Here is a 17,321-nt window from a genome sequence, read left to right as displayed (position 1 = left end):
TTTTTTATGGTGATTATTGGAATTGGCTTTCAGCGTTTAAAAATCGTTTCGTTTTTATCAAAAATACTAAAACTGGTTTATTTCATTGTTGGTCTTGTCCTTTCTGAAAAAAGAGATGATCTGGCACAAAAGAAGGCGGATGAAAAAATGAAAAGGATAGACGTTGTCAGTCAGCGTCTATCCTTGGTTTATCTATCCGCTATGCCTTTGTGATCACATCGTCTGGGACGCTCAAGCCAAGCCCTTCGGCAACGCGGCGGCCGTAGTCAGGGGCTGCTTTGTAGAAGTGACGGATTTGGCGAAGTTTAATTTCTTCTTTTGTTACTTGTTTCATTGATTCAACGATGTTTTTCACAAGGCGCGCTTTTTCGTCCTCGCTCATGAGACGGTATAAGTCTCCGGCTTGTGTATAATGGTCGTCGTCATCATATGGCACGCTTTCGGCTACGCCGGATACCGGGAATGGGGTCGTTTTATGTTCTGGCACTTCTGTCGGTCCGCCGAAGCTGTTTGGTTCGTAGTTGACCGAACCGCCTCCGTTATTATCAAAGCGCATGAAGCCGTCACGTTGATAATTGTTTACTTCCACGCGCGGGCGGTTGATCGGCAGCAAGTTATGGTTCACGCCGACGCGGTAACGGTGCGCATCCGCATAAGCGAACAAACGGGCTTGCAACATTTTGTCTGGTGACGGCTCAACGCCAGGAACAAGGTTTCCAGGAGAGAATGTCGCTTGTTCGACTTCGGCAAAGTAGTTTTCCGGATTGCGGTTTAATACCATACGGCCGACTTCAATTAACGGATAATCTTTGTGGGACCAAACTTTTGTGACATCAAACGGATTGAAACGGTATGTTTTTGCGTCTTCTAGCGGCATAATTTGCACATATAATGTCCAAGATGGATAGTCGCCTTTTTCGATAGCGTTATATAAATCTTCCGTATGGTAATCCGGATTTTCTCCGGCGATTTTAACCGCTAGTTCTGGATCCATGTTTTTCACGCCTTGGTTTGTTTTAAAGTGGTATTTTACCCATACCGCTTCGCCGTCTTCATTCACCCATTTGAATGTATGGCTTCCGTATCCGTTCATATGACGGTAAGTGAGCGGAATGCCACGATCCCCAAACAAATAAGTGACTTGGTGCAAAGATTCCGGAGATAAAGACCAGAAATCCCAGATTGCTGTTGGATTTTTCAAATGTGTGCGCGGATCGCGTTTTTGTGTATGGATAAAATCCGGGAATTTAATCGCATCACGAATAAAGAAAATTGGTGTGTTGTTGCCTACAATATCGTAGTTCCCCTCTTCTGTGTAAAACTTCACCGCAAAACCGCGCGGGTCGCGGACGGTATCCGCAGATCCCAATTCACCGGCGACAGTAGAGAAGCGGACGAACACAGGTGTGCGTTTTCCAACACCATTAAACACTTTTGCTTTTGTATACTTCGACATATCGTTCGTTACTTCGAAATAACCATGCGCACCTGCGCCTTTCGCATGTACGACACGTTCTGGAACGCGTTCTCTATTGAAATGTGCCAGTTTTTCAAGAAGATGTACGTCTTGGATTAATGTCGGTCCGGGATTACCAGCCGTTATCGAGTTTTGGTTATCGCCAACAGGTGCTCCCCAACTAGTTGTGAGCTTTTTTTTATCTGACATCGTTTATTTCCCCCTATTTTCATTTTCGTCTTCATAACAAATGATAACATTTTTCAAATTAAAGTCAATACTTATTTATAATAATTATAAAAATATATTTATAATAAAATCATATTTAAAATAATATAACAACTATTCAGATAATTAAGTTGCCATATGTACGAAAATGCATAAGCTGTTATCAATATTATCGCTCCAACTGAAAATCATGATAGTGTCCATCCCTTGGTAGTTGGTTTGGCTGCTGAATGATTTTCAAGGTGGCGGATTTTTATGTGCATTTATGCATCCGTTATGAGTTTTGCATCTTCATTTAATTAAAAAAAACGTCTGATTTATGCATATGACTCCTGATAAAAGAGAATTAGTATGATTTACGCTGTATTGAGCGAAGTGACGGACGATTTGAGGAAAGACGAAGCGAGAGATCCGTTATTGTTATTAGGGAAAGTATCGAAAAGCATCGAGAAGGGATAATAAACGAAGAACTGCCCACATTTGTGGGCAGCTTTTATTTTGTTTTTAATACATCATGATCCACATACCGTTCACCGTTTAATTCGCTAATGACGTTAATGGCCACTTTCGCTCCATCGCCAGCGGTGATAATGGTATGTACGCTGACGCCAGCTGCTGTTCCGGCCGCCCAAATTCCATCGATATTTGTGCGTCCGTTCTCATCTACATCAATAATTGTTTTAATGCGCGGCTCGGTTCCTGGCTTTGTTTTCACGCCGATTTTTTCGGCAAGATCGACTGCTATTCCTGTTGCCAAAATAACGTGTTTTGCCTCAAACGTACCGTTGTCTGTTTGAATGCGGAAGCCGTTTTCTGTTTTTTCGATGTTGGTGGCTTGGCCAACGACAAGTTCTGCTCCGAATTTTGCTGCTTGTTTTTTCCCGGTTTCGACTAAATCCGGCCCTGTAGTTTCCATAACGCCATAATGGTTTTCGATCCAGGCACGCTTTGTCATGCTTTTGTCATTGTTAATTAATACTGTTTTCTTTCCTGCTTTTGCGGTAAAAATGGCAGCGCTTGCCCCCGCAGGACCAGCTCCGATAATGGCGATATCGTACATCGGTTCATCCCATCCTTTTTGTTGGAATATTTCCTCATTTTTTATTATAACATCAACACTATTTTTATCCAATTAATGTGTTTTTTTAAAATTAAAATTATTATTATTTAATATTGATTATTTAAAAGTAATATATATAATAAATGATAGCTATAATCATTTTACAGCAATGAAAAGGAGAACATAAACATGCGTAAACAAATCATTTGCGAACAATGCCATCAGCCGATTCGTCGGTTAAAGCATTCGATTCTTTGTCAATGTGGGATGAAGATTATTCAGCATAAGTAATGGAAAATAAATAACCATAAACATGACCAGCAAGGTTTCTAGCATGGTTTTATTTCTGCAACAGAATGATAAACGGAACAGAAAAAAGAATTTATCACTTCGACGGCTAAGATTAGCCGTTTTATTTTTTGTAATTATTTCTGTCACTATATTTTTGATCCATTGTAGGAAAATCTGTTTATATGTTAACCTATAGACAAAATTTGGTTGACATTTAATAGATTGTCAGGCAAAATAAGAGAAAAAATATGGGATTGGAGGGAGAGAAATGAAAACAAAATCATTGTTGCTGGCGGCGCTGTTTGCCGCGCTTACGGCCATTGGCGGGTTTATCAAAATTCCGATTCCATATGTGCCGTTTACGTTGCAAATCGCTTCCGTTTATTTAGCGGGATGTTTATTAGGGCCGAAGCTTGGGATGTTGAGCCAGCTTGTTTATGTGCTGATCGGTCTTGCGGGAGCGCCAGTTTTCGCGGAAGGCGGAGGACCTAGCTATGTGTTGAAGCCGACGTTTGGTTATTTGATCGGTTTTGTTCTGGGGGCCTATGTCAACGGGTGGATGATGCAGATTTTTCAATTTCGTAGGGCAGTAACGATTTTTCTAGCGAATTTATCTACGCTTCTAGTTGTTTATTGCTTTGGATGCGCCTGGTTATATATGGCGATGAAATGGATCGTGGAAAAGCCGCTTACCATTGGACAAACGTTATGGTTTGGCTTTGTGCTTCCGGTGCCGGGCGATTTATTGTTGTGCGCGGTTTGTTCCGTGCTTGTTGCACGTATACTGCCGCGTATTCACTTAGTCATTCGCAAGCAGGAGGCGGTTTCTTAATGGGAAAAGCAATCTTTATAACCGGAACAGGAACAGAGATTGGCAAGACGGTGGCAACCTCTTTTCTTGCTTTTGTTTTTCAAAAATTAGGGTTGAATACAAAAATATTTAAGCCGATTCAAACAGGATTGGCGGAAGATGGAGTTTCGTTTGCCGATCAATATTGGTACGAGAAGGTCGTTGGATTGCCGCAATCAGAAGGGCTATATTATATGGAACCTGCCGTTTCGCCGCATTTGGCAGCAACGCTAACCAACACGACTATCGACCCGGCATTGATAGCGGAAAAAATCGAACAATGGAAACGCCAATACGATATCGTTCTTGTTGAGGGGGCGGGAGGTTTAGCTGTCCCGTTAATAGAGAAGGAACAAGAGTTTTATATGACCAACGATTTGATTAGAGAATACAACATTCCAATTATCATCGTTTCCTTAGCAGGGCTTGGCGCCATTCATCATACGGTGACAACCGTATCTTACGCACAGCAGCAAGGCATTCGTATTCTTGGGTTGATTTTTAATCAATTTAATGCCGAAAGCATCATTCATGTTAATAATATTGAAACAATAAAGAAAATGTTAGATTTGCCGGTCATTGCCACACTGCCATCTCTTGCGAAGGTGACGAAGCATACGATGATGGCGTTGGCGGAACGTTGGCTAGAGAATAACGAGCAAAAGCAATTGTTACAGGAGGTGCTTTCTGTTGCGATATAGTTATGAACAATTAGAACAATGGGATAAAGAGTATGTGTGGCATCCGTTTACGCAAATGAAAACATACGTGCAAGAACATCCGCTGATTATTGAGCGTGGGCAAGGAAGCTACTTATTTGATGTCAATGGGAATAAATATTTGGACGGATATGCATCATTATGGGTAAACGTCCACGGCCATAATGATCCGGAATTAAATGAAGCTTTGCACATGCAAATAGAAACGATCGCGCACTCGACATTGCTTGGGTCGGCAAATGTGCCTTCGATTTTATTGGCGAAAAAGTTGATTGAACTTTGGCCGGGACTTTCGAAAGTGTTTTACTCCGACACGGGAGCTGCCGCTGTGGAAATTGCGCTAAAAATGGCGTATCAATATTGGAAAAACATTGATCCAGTTAAATATGCGGCAAAAAATAAATTTGTTTCTTTAAAGGAAGCGTATCATGGTGATACGGTCGGCGCTGTGAGTGTCGGCGGAATGGATTTATTCCATCGCATTTTTAAGCCGCTGTTGTTTGAACGAATTGAAGTTCCTTCTCCGTATGTGTATCGCATGGACGGATATGGCGATGAAGAGGAGATTGTCAGATATTGTTTGCAACAGCTTGAAGATGTGTTAGAGCGTGAACATGAACAAATCGCCGGCGTGATCGTAGAGCCGCTCGTTCAAGGAGCTGCGGGCATCATTACACATCCAAAAGGATTTTTAAAAGGCATTGAAACACTTTGTCGAAAATATGGGGTGCTGCTTATTTGCGATGAGGTCGCCGTCGGGTTTGGAAGAACGGGCACGCTGTTTGCTTGTGAACAGGAACAAGTAACGCCAGATATCGTTTGTTTAGGGAAAGGGATTACAGGTGGTTATTTACCGCTAGCTGCCACATTAACAACGGATCGAGTGTATGAAGCGTTTTTAGGAGAAGTCGACGAAGACAAGACATTTTATCACGGTCATACATATACAGGCAATCAGTTGTCTTGTGCTGTCGCTTTAAAAAATATTGAACTCATCGAAAAACGAAATCTTGTCGAAAACGTAAGAAAAAAAGCAGAAAGGCTGGCAAAAAAGCTAGAGAAGCTTTATGAAATTCCAATTGTTGGGGATATTCGTCAAAAAGGATTAATGGTAGGAATTGAAATTGTTCAAGATCGAAACACGAAACAAATTTTCCCGCGCTCCGAAATGGTCGAACATCGTATTATTCTAGAAGCTCGAAAACGCGGATTGATCATTCGCCCGCTCGGTCCGGTGATCACGTTTATTCCAGTGTTAGCAATGACAGAGGACCAGATGGAAACAGCAGTCGATATCCTCTTTGATTCGATCGCGGAAATGGCCAAAGTCGTTCGATAATGGTTTTCATTGCTGCCTAGAGCGTCTAGGCAGCCTATTTTTTGCCCAAACGGTCAATCGCCCATGCCCTCGGCGTTTGTCCTACATATATTGAAAGGGAAGAAACAAAACGATCAGCAAAGGAGAGAGGAGCATGAATGATATAAACTTACAAGATACGAGAGTATGGGGCTTTGGTTTTGGCCGTCCATGGTGGGGATTTGGCTGGCGTCCATGGGGATGGGGCTTTGGTTTTGGTGCTCCGTTCTTTGGCGGTTTTTTAGGGGGCCTGCTGGGCAGCGCGCTAACAGGCCCGTTCTATGGCGGTTATGGCGGTTACGGATACGGATTCCCTTATTGGTAGTAAACATTGTTTGAGCCTGCCGGTTACATGGCAGGCTTTGAACTTTTTCAAATCCATATTTTAAGAAAAGCTTGTGAAAAAGTGGGCAGCTTCCCAGCTCCTTTTGCCTTTCATTGACATAACATGTTGGTGTCCAGTTTTATTTTTTGGGAAGGAGGAATAGCGATGGTATATCCACGAGTATTTTTCGGAGGTCCGTTTTTAGGCGGCTTTCTAGGCGGATTGCTCGGCAGTACGCTAGCATTTCCGCTTTTCTATCGTCCAAGACCGTATTATCCATACCCTCCTTATTATCCGTATAGTGGATTCTGGTATTGAGAAAGAGCGTCCTCGCAATACGCGGGGCGCTTTGTAACGGGAAACATATCAGCACCTAGTCTCGCCAAACATTGGAGTGAGCTTTATCTGGAGGCGAAGGAGCAAATGAAGCAGTTGGTTGCGGAAATCAAATAATGGAATGAAGAAGCGAGCGAATGCGAAAAAGCCATGATGTGTGCAATCATGGCTTTTTCGCTGCCTGAAGGTTTAGTATTACTGAACTGTATTTTGATATGGGAATTGATTTGTGTATCCTTGGAATTGCTGATACGATTGTTGCAATTTTTGCTGGTCAGCTGCTTCAAGCTTGTACCAGCCTTTTTTGAACATTAAGTTATATAACTCACGTTGGCAGTTTTGTGTCTCCGTAAAAATATTCATCATATCTTGATATAATTGTTGATGGCTTGCTTCATGCAAAAAGACGTTATATGAGGAAGTCATATATTTTTCTGTTGTTAACATATCGTTAAGAAAGTCGCGATCATTCATTTGCGGTGTTTTTGGTATTTGCGTTTCTGGATTTTGAATTTGGTTTTGGTTCATGATCATTCCTCCCGATTGTTATTGCATTGTCATTTTAGGCTGGCTTGGATTTTGTAGGTGGCTTAAAATTTTTTGATAGTGGCGTTGATGCATTTGACCAGCTTTTTCAAGCGCTTGTGCCACTTCTTTATCTTGGCATTGCGATGCAAAAAAGTGCGCTTTTTTCATGGCAAGCAAATTCCAAGACAGCATGTCTGTAAAATAAAGCGCATCTTTCGTTGAAACCATTTGCGGCGGCTGCGGCATGACCGTTTGTTGTTGCATGTTCATTTGTTGTTGCATACATCATGCTCCTTTCCAAAGTTGAATGTTTCAGTTGTAGATTGTTCATTTTGTGGGAAACTATACACAGGGAAGAATTTTGTCGAAAAAAGATATTCAATAATAATAAAACATGCTACAATAAAAATACGAATGCGTTTGCGGAATAAGGAGGTACAACGATGGAGCAATTGATGCGCGACTTTTTTTTGTTTTTATCGAAAAATAAGACATTAACTAAATTGGCGAAAAAATATGGATTGCGCTTTGGGGCCTCCCGATTTGTTGCAGGGGAAACGATCGCACAGGCTGTCGAAGTGATTAAACAATTAAATAAAAAAGGGTTGGCTGTTACGGTCGATTATTTAGGAGAATTCGTGGACAATGAAAAAGAAGCGAACGAGATGGCGAACCATTGCATCGAGGCGATTGAAGCGATTGGAAGAGAAAAGCTTAATTCACAATTGTCGTTAAAAATGACATCGATGGGGCTTGATATTTCAGACGAGCTTGTGATGCGCAATATGCGGCGTATTTTAGATACAGCGAAACAGCACGGCGTTTTTGTCACGATTGATATGGAAGATTATTCTCGCTGTCAAAAAACGCTCGATATTTTTAAACAGTTGAAAAAAGAATATGATAATGTCGGAACGGTATTGCAAGCGTATTTGTACCGTACGGTATCCGATATCGAAGATTTAAAAGATTACCACCCAAATTTGCGCCTTGTCAAAGGGGCATATAAGGAATCACCGGAAGTGGCGTTTCCAGATAAAAAAGATGTCGATGAAAACTTTAAAAAAATCATTAAGATGCATTTATTAAATGGAAACTATACAGCGGTAGCGACCCATGACGACGCCATCATTGAATATACGAAGCAGCTTGTCAAAGAATATAACATTCCTAATAGCCAGTTCGAATTCCAAATGTTATACGGAATTCGTCCAGAGCGGCAAGAACAGCTTGCGCGTGAAGGATATACGATGCGCGTTTATGTTCCATACGGAACGGACTGGTACGGTTACTTTATGCGCCGCCTTGCGGAACGTCCTGCAAACGTCGCATTCGTTCTTAAAGGAATTTTTCGTAAATAATGGTAAAATCGTTGAGAAGATCGGTCATCCGCACGTCGGCAAGAGTCATCTGGCAAACTTTTTAACCCTAAATGGAAAACGCATCGCAGACTCGTTTTTGTCCGTGATGCGTTTTTCTTTTGGAAAGTAACGCGGATCGCTTTTATATTTTTGATTTTGCATCATATATTACTTATGAGTGAATTACTCTCCTTGCATATTATGCCGCTTATATTGCTGGTTTTGGCTCGTCTTTTTTCCTCCGCCGTCCGTTTCCACAGTTGGACCAGCGTTACCCTTTACGCTTGCTGCGCTGACTGCTCTTTCCGAAGGGTTCTTTTTCAGTTTTGCCATCAGTCTCACCCCCTTTTATTATCGTCACCAAAAAATAATTTCTTATGAATACAAAATTTGTTAAGTTTATATATTGCGAAAATTATTAACATATTTTATATTTAATATAGCAACAATTTTAATGGCATATTTTTTTCAGCATAAAATGAATGATTATTCATTCAACGTGTGAGGGGGAAAAGGAATGGTGAAACGCATTCAAAGGGCTGCTGTGCTCGGATCTGGTGTGATGGGTTCGGGAATTGCGGCGCATTTAGCGAACGTGGGGATACCGACGTTGCTTCTTGATATCGTCCCGCGTGAGCTGACGAAGGAAGAGGAAGCAAAAGGGCTAACACTTGAACATAAAGAAGTGCGCAACCGCCTTGTCAATCAAGCGTTGCAAAAGTTATTGAAACAAAAGCCAGCGCCGCTTATGTCAAAGTCCAATCTTGCCCTTATTGAAGTAGGAAACTTTGAAGATGATTTTCATCGTCTTGCTGAAGTGGACTGGATTATTGAAGTGGTCGTGGAAAATTTAGAAATTAAGAAAAGTGTATTTGCAAGGGTAGATGAGGTAAGAAAACCGGGAACGATCGTCAGCTCAAACACTTCGGGCATTTCCATCGAAGCAATGGCAGAAGGTCGTTCTGAGGACTTTAAAAGACATTTTTTAGGAACGCATTTCTTCAATCCACCGCGCTACTTAAAGCTGCTTGAAATCATCCCGACAAAAGATACAGCCCAAGAAGTGGTTTCATATATGAAAACATTTGGAGAAGAGGTTCTTGGCAAAGGCGTTGTGATGGCAAAAGATACGCCAAACTTCATTGCGAACCGAATCGGCACGTACGGACTTTTAGTCACTGTAAGAGAAATGATGAAAGGCGGATACAGCGTCGGAGAAGTAGATTCGATTACCGGGCCGCTGATTGGCCGTCCGAAAAGCGCGACATTCCGTACGCTTGATGTAGTTGGATTAGACACATTTATTCACGTTGCCAACAATGTATTTGAAAAAGTAGAAGGAGAAGAAAAAGAGGCATTCCGCGTTCCGGACTTTATGAAAGCAATGCTCGAAAAAGGCTGGCTCGGCAGCAAATCGGGGCAAGGCTTCTTCTTGAAGCAAGGAAAAGATATTTTAGAGCTTAATTATGAAACGTTGGAATATGAGCCGCGTAAAAAGTTAACAACCCCGGCAGTAGAAATGAGCAAACAAGCAAAAGGGCTTGCCAATAAGTTGAAAGCGCTTGTATATGCGGATGACCGTGCAGGAACATTCCTTTGGAACATTACTGCCCCAGTTCTTCTCTATTCTGCGAAATTGCTCGGTGAAATTGCTGATGACATTGTCGCTATCGACCGTGCGATGAAATGGGGATTTGGCTGGGAGCTCGGTCCGTTTGAAATGTGGGACGCAATCGGTGTTGAGCAATCTGTTCGTAAAATGCAAGCAGAAGGATTTGAAATTCCTTCGTGGGTAACGGATATGCTTGCGGATGGATTCACCTCTTTCTATAAATCGGAAAAAGGGCAAGCATTCTATTACGACCACGGAGAATACAAACCGATTAAAGAAAACCCGAAAGTCATTCATATTAAGCGCTTGAAAGAGCAAAAAGACGTTATTAAGAAAAATAGCGGCGCAAGTTTAATTGACCTTGGCGATGATGTAGCGTTGTTAGAGTTTCACTCGCCAAATAACGCGATCGGCACGGATATTGTTCAAATGATTAACTATGCCCTTGAAGAAGTAGAACGAAACTATAAGGGGCTTGTCATCGGAAACCAAGGGAAAAACTTCTGTGTCGGCGCAAATCTTGCGATGATTTTAATGGAAGCACAAGATGACAACTATTTTGAAATTGAGATTGCTGTTCGCCAATTCCAGCAAGCGATGATGAATATTAAGTATAGCCCGAAACCAGTGGTCGTTGCACCGTTTGCGATGACACTCGGTGGCGGAACGGAAATTTGTTTGCCATCATCACGCATTCAAGCCGCGGCGGAAACGTATATGGGGCTTGTGGAAGTTGGTGTCGGCCTCATTCCTGGCGGCGGCGGAAATAAAGAACTTTATATTAAATATTTAAACAGTCTGCCAAACGGAGTTAATGTCGATTTGCAACAAGTGGCGAATAAAGTGTTTGAAACGATCGCAATGGCAAAAGTATCAAGTTCAGCAGCGGAAGCGTGCGAATGGAACTTCTTAAGTAAACAAGATGGCATTACGATGAATAGTGATCATTTGCTTCATGACGCGAAACAAGCGGTGATTTCTCTTTACGATCAAGGTTATCGCCCGCCGGTTCGCAAAAAAGTACCTGTGGTTGGTGAAACAGGTTATGCGGCAATGCTGCTTGGAGCGCAGTCGATGTATCATTCTGGATACATTAGTGAACATGATTTAAAAATCGCGAAAAAACTTGCGTATGTCATCGCCGGCGGAAAAGTTCCATACGGTACGGAAGTGGATGAACAGTATTTGCTTGATTTAGAACGCGAAGCATTTTTAAGCCTAGTTGGCGAACCGAAATCGCAAGCAAGAATGCAACATATGCTTGTTAAAGGAAAGCCGTTGCGCAACTAGCGTATATGAAAAAACAGGGGGGAAGATTGTGAGAGAAGCGGTGATTGTAGCTGGGGCGCGCACGCCGGTCGGAAAGGCGAAAAAAGGGACGCTCGCCCATGTACGTCCAGATGATTTAGGCGCGCTCGTTGTAAAGGAAACGTTGAAACGCGCGGGGAATTATGAAGGAAATATCGATGACCTTATTATTGGGTGTGCGATGCCGGAAGCGGAGCAAGGATTAAACATTGCGAGAAACATCGGGGCGCTTGCAGGGCTTCCATACACGGTTCCTGCCATTACGATTAATCGTTATTGCTCGTCCGGTTTGCAAGCGATTGCTTACGCTGCGGAGCGAATCATGCTTGGCCATTCGGATACGGTCATTGCTGGCGGTGTGGAATCGATGAGCCTTGTCCCAATGATGGGGCATGTGATCCGTCCAAATGCGAAACTGGCAGAAGAAGCTCCAGAGTATTATATGTCAATGGGACATACAGCCGAACAAGTGGCGATGAAGTATGGGGTAAGCCGTGAAGACCAAGACGCGTTTGCTGTACGAAGCCATCAGCGTGCCGCAAAAGCGATTCGGGAAGGCAAATTTAAGGATGAAATTGTCCCGGTAGAAGTAACCGTTCGAAAAGTAGAAAATAATAAACTAGTCGAGAAAACAATACTTTTCGAAGAGGACGAAGGGGTACGCCCAGATACGAATATGGAAACTTTAGCAAAACTTCGTCCGGCATTTTCAGTCAACGGAACGGTAACAGCTGGGAACGCTTCACAAATGAGCGATGGGGCTGCTGCGGTAATGGTAATGGACCGTGAAAAAGCAGAATCTCTAGGGTTAAAACCGCTTGGAAAATTCCGTTCGTTCGCTGTTGCCGGTGTGCCGCCGGAAGTGATGGGAATCGGTCCGGTTGCTGCGGTTCCGAAAGCGCTAAAACTTGCGGGGTTAGAACTTTCCGATATTGGATTAATCGAACTAAATGAAGCGTTTGCGTCTCAATCGATCCAAGTGATTCGCGAGCTTGGACTAGATGAGGAAAAAGTGAATGTAAACGGAGGAGCGATTGCGCTTGGCCATCCGCTTGGTTGTACAGGTGCAAAATTGACGCTGTCGCTGCTTTATGAAATGCGCCGTCGCAATGTGCAGTTCGGAATTGTCACGATGTGTATCGGCGGCGGTATGGGCGCAGCAGGAGTATTTGAATTAATTTAATGGGCGGTATCATTTCCGCCCGATTATATACAAAATCAAGGGGAGGAGTTACGAATGGCGAAAGCATTAGAAAATGCGATTAAAGGCGGAAGCTTTCTTATTGAAGACATTCCTTGTGAACGTGTGTTTACACCGGAGGATTTTACCGACGAACATAAAATGATTGCAAAAACAACGGAAGATTATGTCGTAAACGAAGTGCTTCCGCAATTGGAGCATTTGGAAAATCATGAATTTGACCGTTCTGTGAAATTGTTGAGAAAAGCAGGGGAACTCGGACTGCTTAGCGCGGATATTCCGGAAGAATACGGCGGCTTAGGGCTTGATAAAATCAGCTCTGCACTGATCGCAGAGAAAATGGCGCGTGCTGGCGGATTTTCCATTTCTCATGGCGCGCACGTTGGAATCGGCTCGCTTCCTATCGTCTTATTCGGAACAGAAGAACAAAAAAGAAAATACTTGCCGGCATTAGCGACTGGTGAAAAAATTGCTGCATATGCGTTAACAGAGCCTGGTTCTGGTTCAGACGCATTAGGTGCAAAAACAACAGCAAGATTAAATGCGGAAGGTACACATTATATTTTAAACGGTGAAAAACAATGGATTACGAACGCTGGATTTGCGGATGTATTTGTCGTATACGCAAAAGTAGACGGCGAACATTTCTCCGCATTCATTGTCGAGCGTGACTTCCCTGGTGTTTCTACTGGACCGGAAGAAAAGAAAATGGGAATTAAAAGTTCTTCAACACGTACATTAATTTTACAAGACGTGCCTGTTCCGAAAGAAAACTTGCTTGGGGAAGTTGGAAAAGGCCATGTTATAGCGTTCAACATCTTAAACATCGGCCGTTATAAGCTAGGAGTCGGTGCGGTTGGCGGTGCAAAACGGGCGCTGGAAATTACGCTTCAATATGCGAACCAACGTCAACAATTTAAACAACCGATTTCTAAGTTTACATTAACACAAGAAAAATTTGCGACAATGGCATCCCGGTTGTACGCAACAGAAAGTTCCGTCTATCGTACGGTCGGTTTATTTGACGAACGGATGAGTCTTCTTGATGAGGAAAAAGCAAAAGACGGAAAAGAAATTGCGAAATCGATTGCTGAATATGCCATCGAATGTTCGCTAAACAAATTCTTCGCAACAGAAACATTAGATTATATTGTTGACGAAGGTGTACAAATTCACGGTGGTTATGGATTTATGCAAGAATACGAAATTGAGCGGGCTTACCGTGACTCTCGGATTAACCGTATTTTTGAAGGAACGAATGAAATTAACCGTCTATTAGTTCCTGGAATGTATTTGAAAAAAGCAATGAAAGGCGAACTGCCACTTCTTCAAAAAGCGCAACAGCTTCAAGAAGAATTAATGATGCTTATGCCGGAAGAAGTTGGTGACGGCGTACTTGAACAAGAAAAATATTTAGTACGCAACGCGAAAAAAATCGCATTAATGACGGCGGGATTAGCAGCACAAAAATTTGGTCCGAAATTGGAAAATGAACAGGAAATTTTAGTAAACATTGCTGATATTGTTGCGAATATTTATGCGATGGAATCTGCTCTGCTTCGTACAGAAAAAGCAATTAAAAACACCGGAGTAGAGAAAAACAAACAAAAACTTCTTTATACGCAAATTTTCTGCCAGGAAGCGTTCAACGAAATCGAGGCGCACGCGAAAGAAACCATTATCGCAGTAGAGCAAGGCGATATGTTGCGCATGATGTTGGCCGCTTTGCGCAAATTGACGCGCTATACTCCAATCAATATCATCGCGAAAAAACGTGAAGCGGCAGCGGCGCTCATTGAAGCAGAACGTTATATTGTGTAATAATGGAAAGTACCAGGTTTTATCCTGGTACTTTTATTTGCAAAGGATGGTGCAATATGTCGTTAACCTTTTATTGGTATCCAAAGTGCGGTACATGCCGAAAAGCGAAAAAATGGCTCGATGAGCATGGTATCACGGTACAGGAAGTACATATTGTCGAAAACCCGCCGAAAAAAGAGGAATTGACAGAACTTTATCGCAAGAGCGGGCTTCCACTGAAAAAGTTTTTTAACACAAGTGGTATGAAATATCGCGAGTTAGGGCTAAAAGATAAAGTGAATACTGCTTCGGAAGAGGAGCTTCTTGAGCTTCTTGCTTCCGATGGCATGTTGATCAAGCGCCCGATTTTAACAGATGGAAATCATGTCATCGTTGGATTTAACGAAGAGCAATACGAAAAATTCTTTAAACAAATGTAACGAGTTCAGTGAGTTTTTTGGCAAAATCGGTTATTATTAAAAAGAATATAATCTATTATGAAGGGGTGCGATTATGAATACACCAAAGGAATTACGCTATTCTGAAGAACATGAGTGGGTGCGTGTCGAGGGAGATAAAGTACGCATCGGTATTACTGATTTTGCACAATCGGAGTTAGGTGACATCGTTTTCGTTGAACTGCCAGAAGTAGGTGCGGAAATTACAGCAAACGAGCCATTCGGCAGCGTCGAATCAGTGAAAACTGTTTCCGAACTTTATGCGCCAATTAGCGGTAAAGTAGTAGAAGTGAATGAAGAATTAAATGATAATCCAGAATATGTGAATGAATCACCGTATGAAAAAGCATGGATGATTGTTGTCGAGCCTTATGATATGAGCGAGATCGACAATTTATTAACAGCAGAGCAATATGAAGAAATGGTAAAAGAAGGATAATAATACACCCAATCACCACGGTTGATCACGCGAACGATGGGCATCCTATACATAAAGAGGTTTACAAAGGGTGCCCGTATGGCAGCGGAAACAAAGGATATAGAACATGATTTATATGAAGGTCATGTTTCTCTGTCGCAAGTTAGCAACAAAATAGACGAATTGATAAGCAAATAACCGTCACCGTTGGACCAGATCAACAGTATGTCGATTGCGACGGTGAGGCTGGTTGGGGTCGAAAGCAACGGTGCTATGCCGTTGCTTTTCTTCTTTATTTTGCAAAAACGACTATAGTCTCGTTTCCTTTCCTTATCCATGTGGAAACCATCGTATTGTTTTTCCATATAATAAATGAATGACATTTTCAACTAATCAGGTGATAATAATGATAGAAATCGAAAAAGTGATTATTGTGGAAGGGCGTTCCGACAAACAAAAAATTGAAAACATTATTAATGAACCGGTTGAAATTATTTGTACAAACGGGACGATTAGTGATGCCAGACTGGAAGAACTGATTGAGGAGCTCTATTATAAAGAAGTGTATATATTAGTGGATGCCGATGAAGCGGGGGAAAAATTACGAAAACAGTTTCGCCGTGAATTTCCTGAAGCGGAACATATATATATTGACCGAATGTACCGTGAAGTGGCTGCAGCGCCGAATTGGCATATTGCCCAAGTATTATTACGCGCGAACTTTGATGTCCATTACGATTATTTATTAAAAAGGTGAAAGCAGCAATGAAAAAAGTAGAGTTACCAGAAATAGATGACATTATTCATAAAAAAGATATGGCTTGTCTTTATGTATATACACCGATGTGCGGCACTTGCCAGCTTGCGGAGCGGATGCTCCAGGTTGTCGAGGAACTATTTCCGCATATTCCATTTTACAAGACCGATATTAATTATATGCCAGAGCGTGCGGTTGCATGGAAAATTGAAAGCGTTCCATGCCTTCTTTTATTTGATCGCGGCAATATTGTAAAAAAATTATACGCGTTTCATTCTGTACCGTATTTATACGAAACAATAAAGGAAATGTTGCCTTAGAATTAGAAAAATGAACAGATGTGGTTCATTCTCTCCTCCCCTTAAAGGTGACAGCGCAAGAACTAAAATAAACGGTGATTTGACTTCGTTTGACATATTTCTTGGGAAATGATGAGAATATTGCCTATTTTCCAGACGATTTGTCGAGATTTTTATAAAGGATTCTCCTTTTTTTTATGGAAATGAATGAAGTGACAGGATAATGGGGGAGGCGGGTATAAAATGGATATGTGTGAATTAGTAGGACAGCTTACAGAACGAATTCAAAAATTAAATCATTTATCACCGATTTTACCAGAAGAAGAGTTATACGTTCAGTTTGAATGTGAAACAGAAACAGCGGTTGTTGCGATTTCTAAATATAAAATCGGTCAAAAGGAAAAGATAGATGAACGTCGGCTAGTGACCATTCGAGGATCGAAAGAGGCACTGGAATCATTGATAAATGGAAGGTTAAAATTACAACAACAAATTCGGCTTCGAGAAGTGCACATTTCTGGAAGTTTCCGTCATATGTTGCTTCTGGAGTCTCTGTTACATTTGTCAAAACCGTATCGCTATGTTTGCTAAATACCATATTTCTTTATTTTTAATTTTTATAAAAAAATGAATTGACAATTAGGAGGAATAATAGTATTATTCAGAAAAAATGGTATATATCATTCTTATCAAGAGAGGTGGAGGGACTGGCCCAATGAAGCCCGGCAACCGGTTGTTTCAACATGATGCTAATTCCAGCAGAGCGAATTGCTCTGAGAGATAAGAAGAGTGCATCCCCCTCTCTTCTTAGAAGAAGAGGGGTTTTATCTTAATTAGGCGAGAAGACTCCCACTTCAACGAAGCGAAGCGGAGTAAGTGGGAGAGGAATCGCCTTAACTATATTTTGCTGAAAATAGGATAGATTCAGTAAAATATAGTATAATATAGTTAGATGGG

At 41.9% G+C, this 17,321-nt stretch carries 21 protein-coding genes, 1 pseudogene and 1 riboswitch; of the genes and pseudogenes, 17 read left to right on the top strand and 5 right to left on the bottom strand.

What is annotated here, in order from left to right; translation table 11 throughout:
• Positions 1–6: 6 nt before the first annotated feature.
• Positions 7–213 (top strand): hypothetical protein, encoded by a 207-nt coding sequence (locus DCC82_RS17335; RefSeq protein ID WP_097353814.1) that lies wholly within the window; start codon positions 7–9, stop codon positions 211–213.
• On the opposite strand, the gene katA is transcribed toward DCC82_RS17335, so the two are convergent.
• Entirely contained in the window at positions 200–1,666 is a 1,467-nt protein-coding gene (katA, locus tag DCC82_RS00375; RefSeq protein WP_097353813.1) for a catalase KatA, read from the bottom strand. The two genes, DCC82_RS17335 and katA, sit on opposite strands and share 14 nt — an antisense overlap.
• A 511-nt stretch (positions 1,667–2,177) precedes the next feature.
• On the bottom strand, positions 2,178–2,744 hold the full coding sequence (locus DCC82_RS00370; RefSeq protein WP_108430193.1) for an FAD-dependent oxidoreductase: 567 nt from the start codon (positions 2,742–2,744) through the stop codon (positions 2,178–2,180).
• Positions 2,745–3,303: 559 nt separating this feature from the next.
• On the opposite strand from DCC82_RS00370, the gene DCC82_RS00365 reads away from it, so the two are divergent.
• The 6 genes from DCC82_RS00365 (at position 3,304) to DCC82_RS18500 (ending at position 6,739) form a co-directional block, all read left to right on the top strand.
• The gene (locus DCC82_RS00365; protein ID WP_097353812.1) at positions 3,304–3,867 is read left to right on the top strand and encodes a biotin transporter BioY; all 564 of its coding nucleotides are present in this window, start codon (positions 3,304–3,306) and stop codon (positions 3,865–3,867) included.
• Positions 3,867–4,586: a dethiobiotin synthase gene (gene bioD / locus DCC82_RS00360; protein ID WP_097353811.1), complete on the top strand. Its 720-nt coding sequence runs from the start codon at positions 3,867–3,869 to the stop codon at positions 4,584–4,586. The genes DCC82_RS00365 and bioD overlap by 1 nt, the downstream gene beginning before the upstream one ends.
• On the top strand, positions 4,576–5,943 hold the full coding sequence (gene bioA, locus DCC82_RS00355) for an adenosylmethionine--8-amino-7-oxononanoate transaminase (protein ID WP_062678350.1): 1,368 nt from the start codon (positions 4,576–4,578) through the stop codon (positions 5,941–5,943). Before bioD ends, bioA begins: the two co-directional genes overlap by 11 nt.
• A gap of 133 nt (positions 5,944–6,076) precedes the next feature.
• A complete protein-coding gene (locus tag DCC82_RS00350; RefSeq protein WP_097353810.1) occupies positions 6,077–6,286 on the top strand; it encodes a hypothetical protein in 210 nt (69 codons plus the stop codon).
• 165 nt (positions 6,287–6,451) lie between these two features.
• The gene (locus tag DCC82_RS17540) at positions 6,452–6,604 is read left to right on the top strand and encodes a hypothetical protein (RefSeq protein WP_162839691.1); all 153 of its coding nucleotides are present in this window, start codon (positions 6,452–6,454) and stop codon (positions 6,602–6,604) included.
• Positions 6,605–6,649: 45 nt separating this feature from the next.
• Positions 6,650–6,739 carry a DUF2573 family protein gene (locus DCC82_RS18500; RefSeq protein WP_108430412.1) on the top strand — a complete coding sequence of 30 codons (90 nt, stop codon included), beginning with the start codon at positions 6,650–6,652 and terminating at the stop codon, positions 6,737–6,739.
• Between the two features lie 78 nt (positions 6,740–6,817).
• Here the strand turns inward: DCC82_RS18500 and DCC82_RS00340 are convergent, their stop codons facing one another.
• Both DCC82_RS00340 and DCC82_RS00335 read right to left on the bottom strand, forming a co-directional pair.
• A complete protein-coding gene (locus DCC82_RS00340; RefSeq protein ID WP_015865008.1) occupies positions 6,818–7,150 on the bottom strand; it encodes a spore coat protein in 333 nt (110 codons plus the stop codon).
• A gap of 18 nt (positions 7,151–7,168) precedes the next feature.
• On the bottom strand, positions 7,169–7,432 hold the full coding sequence (locus tag DCC82_RS00335; protein ID WP_015865007.1) for a hypothetical protein: 264 nt from the start codon (positions 7,430–7,432) through the stop codon (positions 7,169–7,171).
• Between the two features lie 161 nt (positions 7,433–7,593).
• Between DCC82_RS00335 and DCC82_RS00330 the strand changes: the two genes are divergently transcribed.
• Positions 7,594–8,511: a proline dehydrogenase family protein gene (locus DCC82_RS00330; RefSeq protein ID WP_015865006.1), complete on the top strand. Its 918-nt coding sequence runs from the start codon at positions 7,594–7,596 to the stop codon at positions 8,509–8,511.
• Positions 8,512–8,694: 183 nt separating this feature from the next.
• Here DCC82_RS00330 and DCC82_RS00325 read toward each other — a convergent pair whose 3' ends face one another.
• Positions 8,695–8,844, bottom strand: coding sequence for a YuzL family protein (locus DCC82_RS00325; protein ID WP_015865005.1), 150 nt, complete (start codon positions 8,842–8,844; stop codon positions 8,695–8,697).
• A gap of 184 nt (positions 8,845–9,028) precedes the next feature.
• Here DCC82_RS00325 and DCC82_RS00320 point away from each other — a divergent pair, with 184 nt between their 5' ends.
• The 9 genes and pseudogenes from DCC82_RS00320 (at position 9,029) to DCC82_RS00280 (ending at position 16,955) form a co-directional block, all read left to right on the top strand.
• Positions 9,029–11,413 (top strand): 3-hydroxyacyl-CoA dehydrogenase/enoyl-CoA hydratase family protein, encoded by a 2,385-nt coding sequence (locus DCC82_RS00320; RefSeq protein ID WP_062755791.1) that lies wholly within the window; start codon positions 9,029–9,031, stop codon positions 11,411–11,413.
• 28 nt (positions 11,414–11,441) lie between these two features.
• Entirely contained in the window at positions 11,442–12,614 is a 1,173-nt protein-coding gene (locus DCC82_RS00315) for an acetyl-CoA C-acetyltransferase (RefSeq protein ID WP_015865003.1), read from the top strand.
• A 54-nt stretch (positions 12,615–12,668) separates the two neighbouring features.
• Positions 12,669–14,453, top strand: a complete 1,785-nt coding sequence (locus DCC82_RS00310) for an acyl-CoA dehydrogenase family protein (RefSeq protein ID WP_097353809.1) — start codon at positions 12,669–12,671, stop codon at positions 14,451–14,453.
• 56 nt (positions 14,454–14,509) lie between these two features.
• Entirely contained in the window at positions 14,510–14,872 is a 363-nt protein-coding gene (locus DCC82_RS00305; protein WP_062678345.1) for an arsenate reductase family protein, read from the top strand.
• A 73-nt stretch (positions 14,873–14,945) separates the two neighbouring features.
• Complete coding sequence (gcvH, locus tag DCC82_RS00300) at positions 14,946–15,329, top strand: glycine cleavage system protein GcvH (RefSeq protein ID WP_015865000.1); 384 nt, start codon at positions 14,946–14,948, stop codon at positions 15,327–15,329.
• A 158-nt stretch (positions 15,330–15,487) separates the two neighbouring features.
• Positions 15,488–15,688, top strand: a pseudogene (locus DCC82_RS00295) (hypothetical protein); the annotation flags it as partial.
• A 26-nt stretch (positions 15,689–15,714) separates the two neighbouring features.
• Positions 15,715–16,065 (top strand): toprim domain-containing protein, encoded by a 351-nt coding sequence (locus DCC82_RS00290; RefSeq protein ID WP_062678344.1) that lies wholly within the window; start codon positions 15,715–15,717, stop codon positions 16,063–16,065.
• 8 nt (positions 16,066–16,073) lie between these two features.
• On the top strand, positions 16,074–16,385 hold the full coding sequence (locus tag DCC82_RS00285) for a thioredoxin family protein (protein WP_015864998.1): 312 nt from the start codon (positions 16,074–16,076) through the stop codon (positions 16,383–16,385).
• Between the two features lie 222 nt (positions 16,386–16,607).
• Positions 16,608–16,955, top strand: a complete 348-nt coding sequence (locus tag DCC82_RS00280) for an SCP2 sterol-binding domain-containing protein (protein WP_171698814.1) — start codon at positions 16,608–16,610, stop codon at positions 16,953–16,955.
• A 92-nt stretch (positions 16,956–17,047) separates the two neighbouring features.
• Positions 17,048–17,151, top strand: a riboswitch (SAM riboswitch).
• Positions 17,152–17,321 lie beyond the last annotated feature (170 nt).

Origin of the sequence: Geobacillus sp. LYN3, from assembly GCF_003064505.1 — a bacterium.
In the GTDB taxonomy this organism is placed as follows: Bacteria; Bacillota; Bacilli; order Bacillales; family Anoxybacillaceae; genus Parageobacillus_B; species Parageobacillus_B toebii.
Note: the sequence above shows the minus strand (reverse complement) of the source record. Positions and strands in the feature narration are given on the sequence as shown.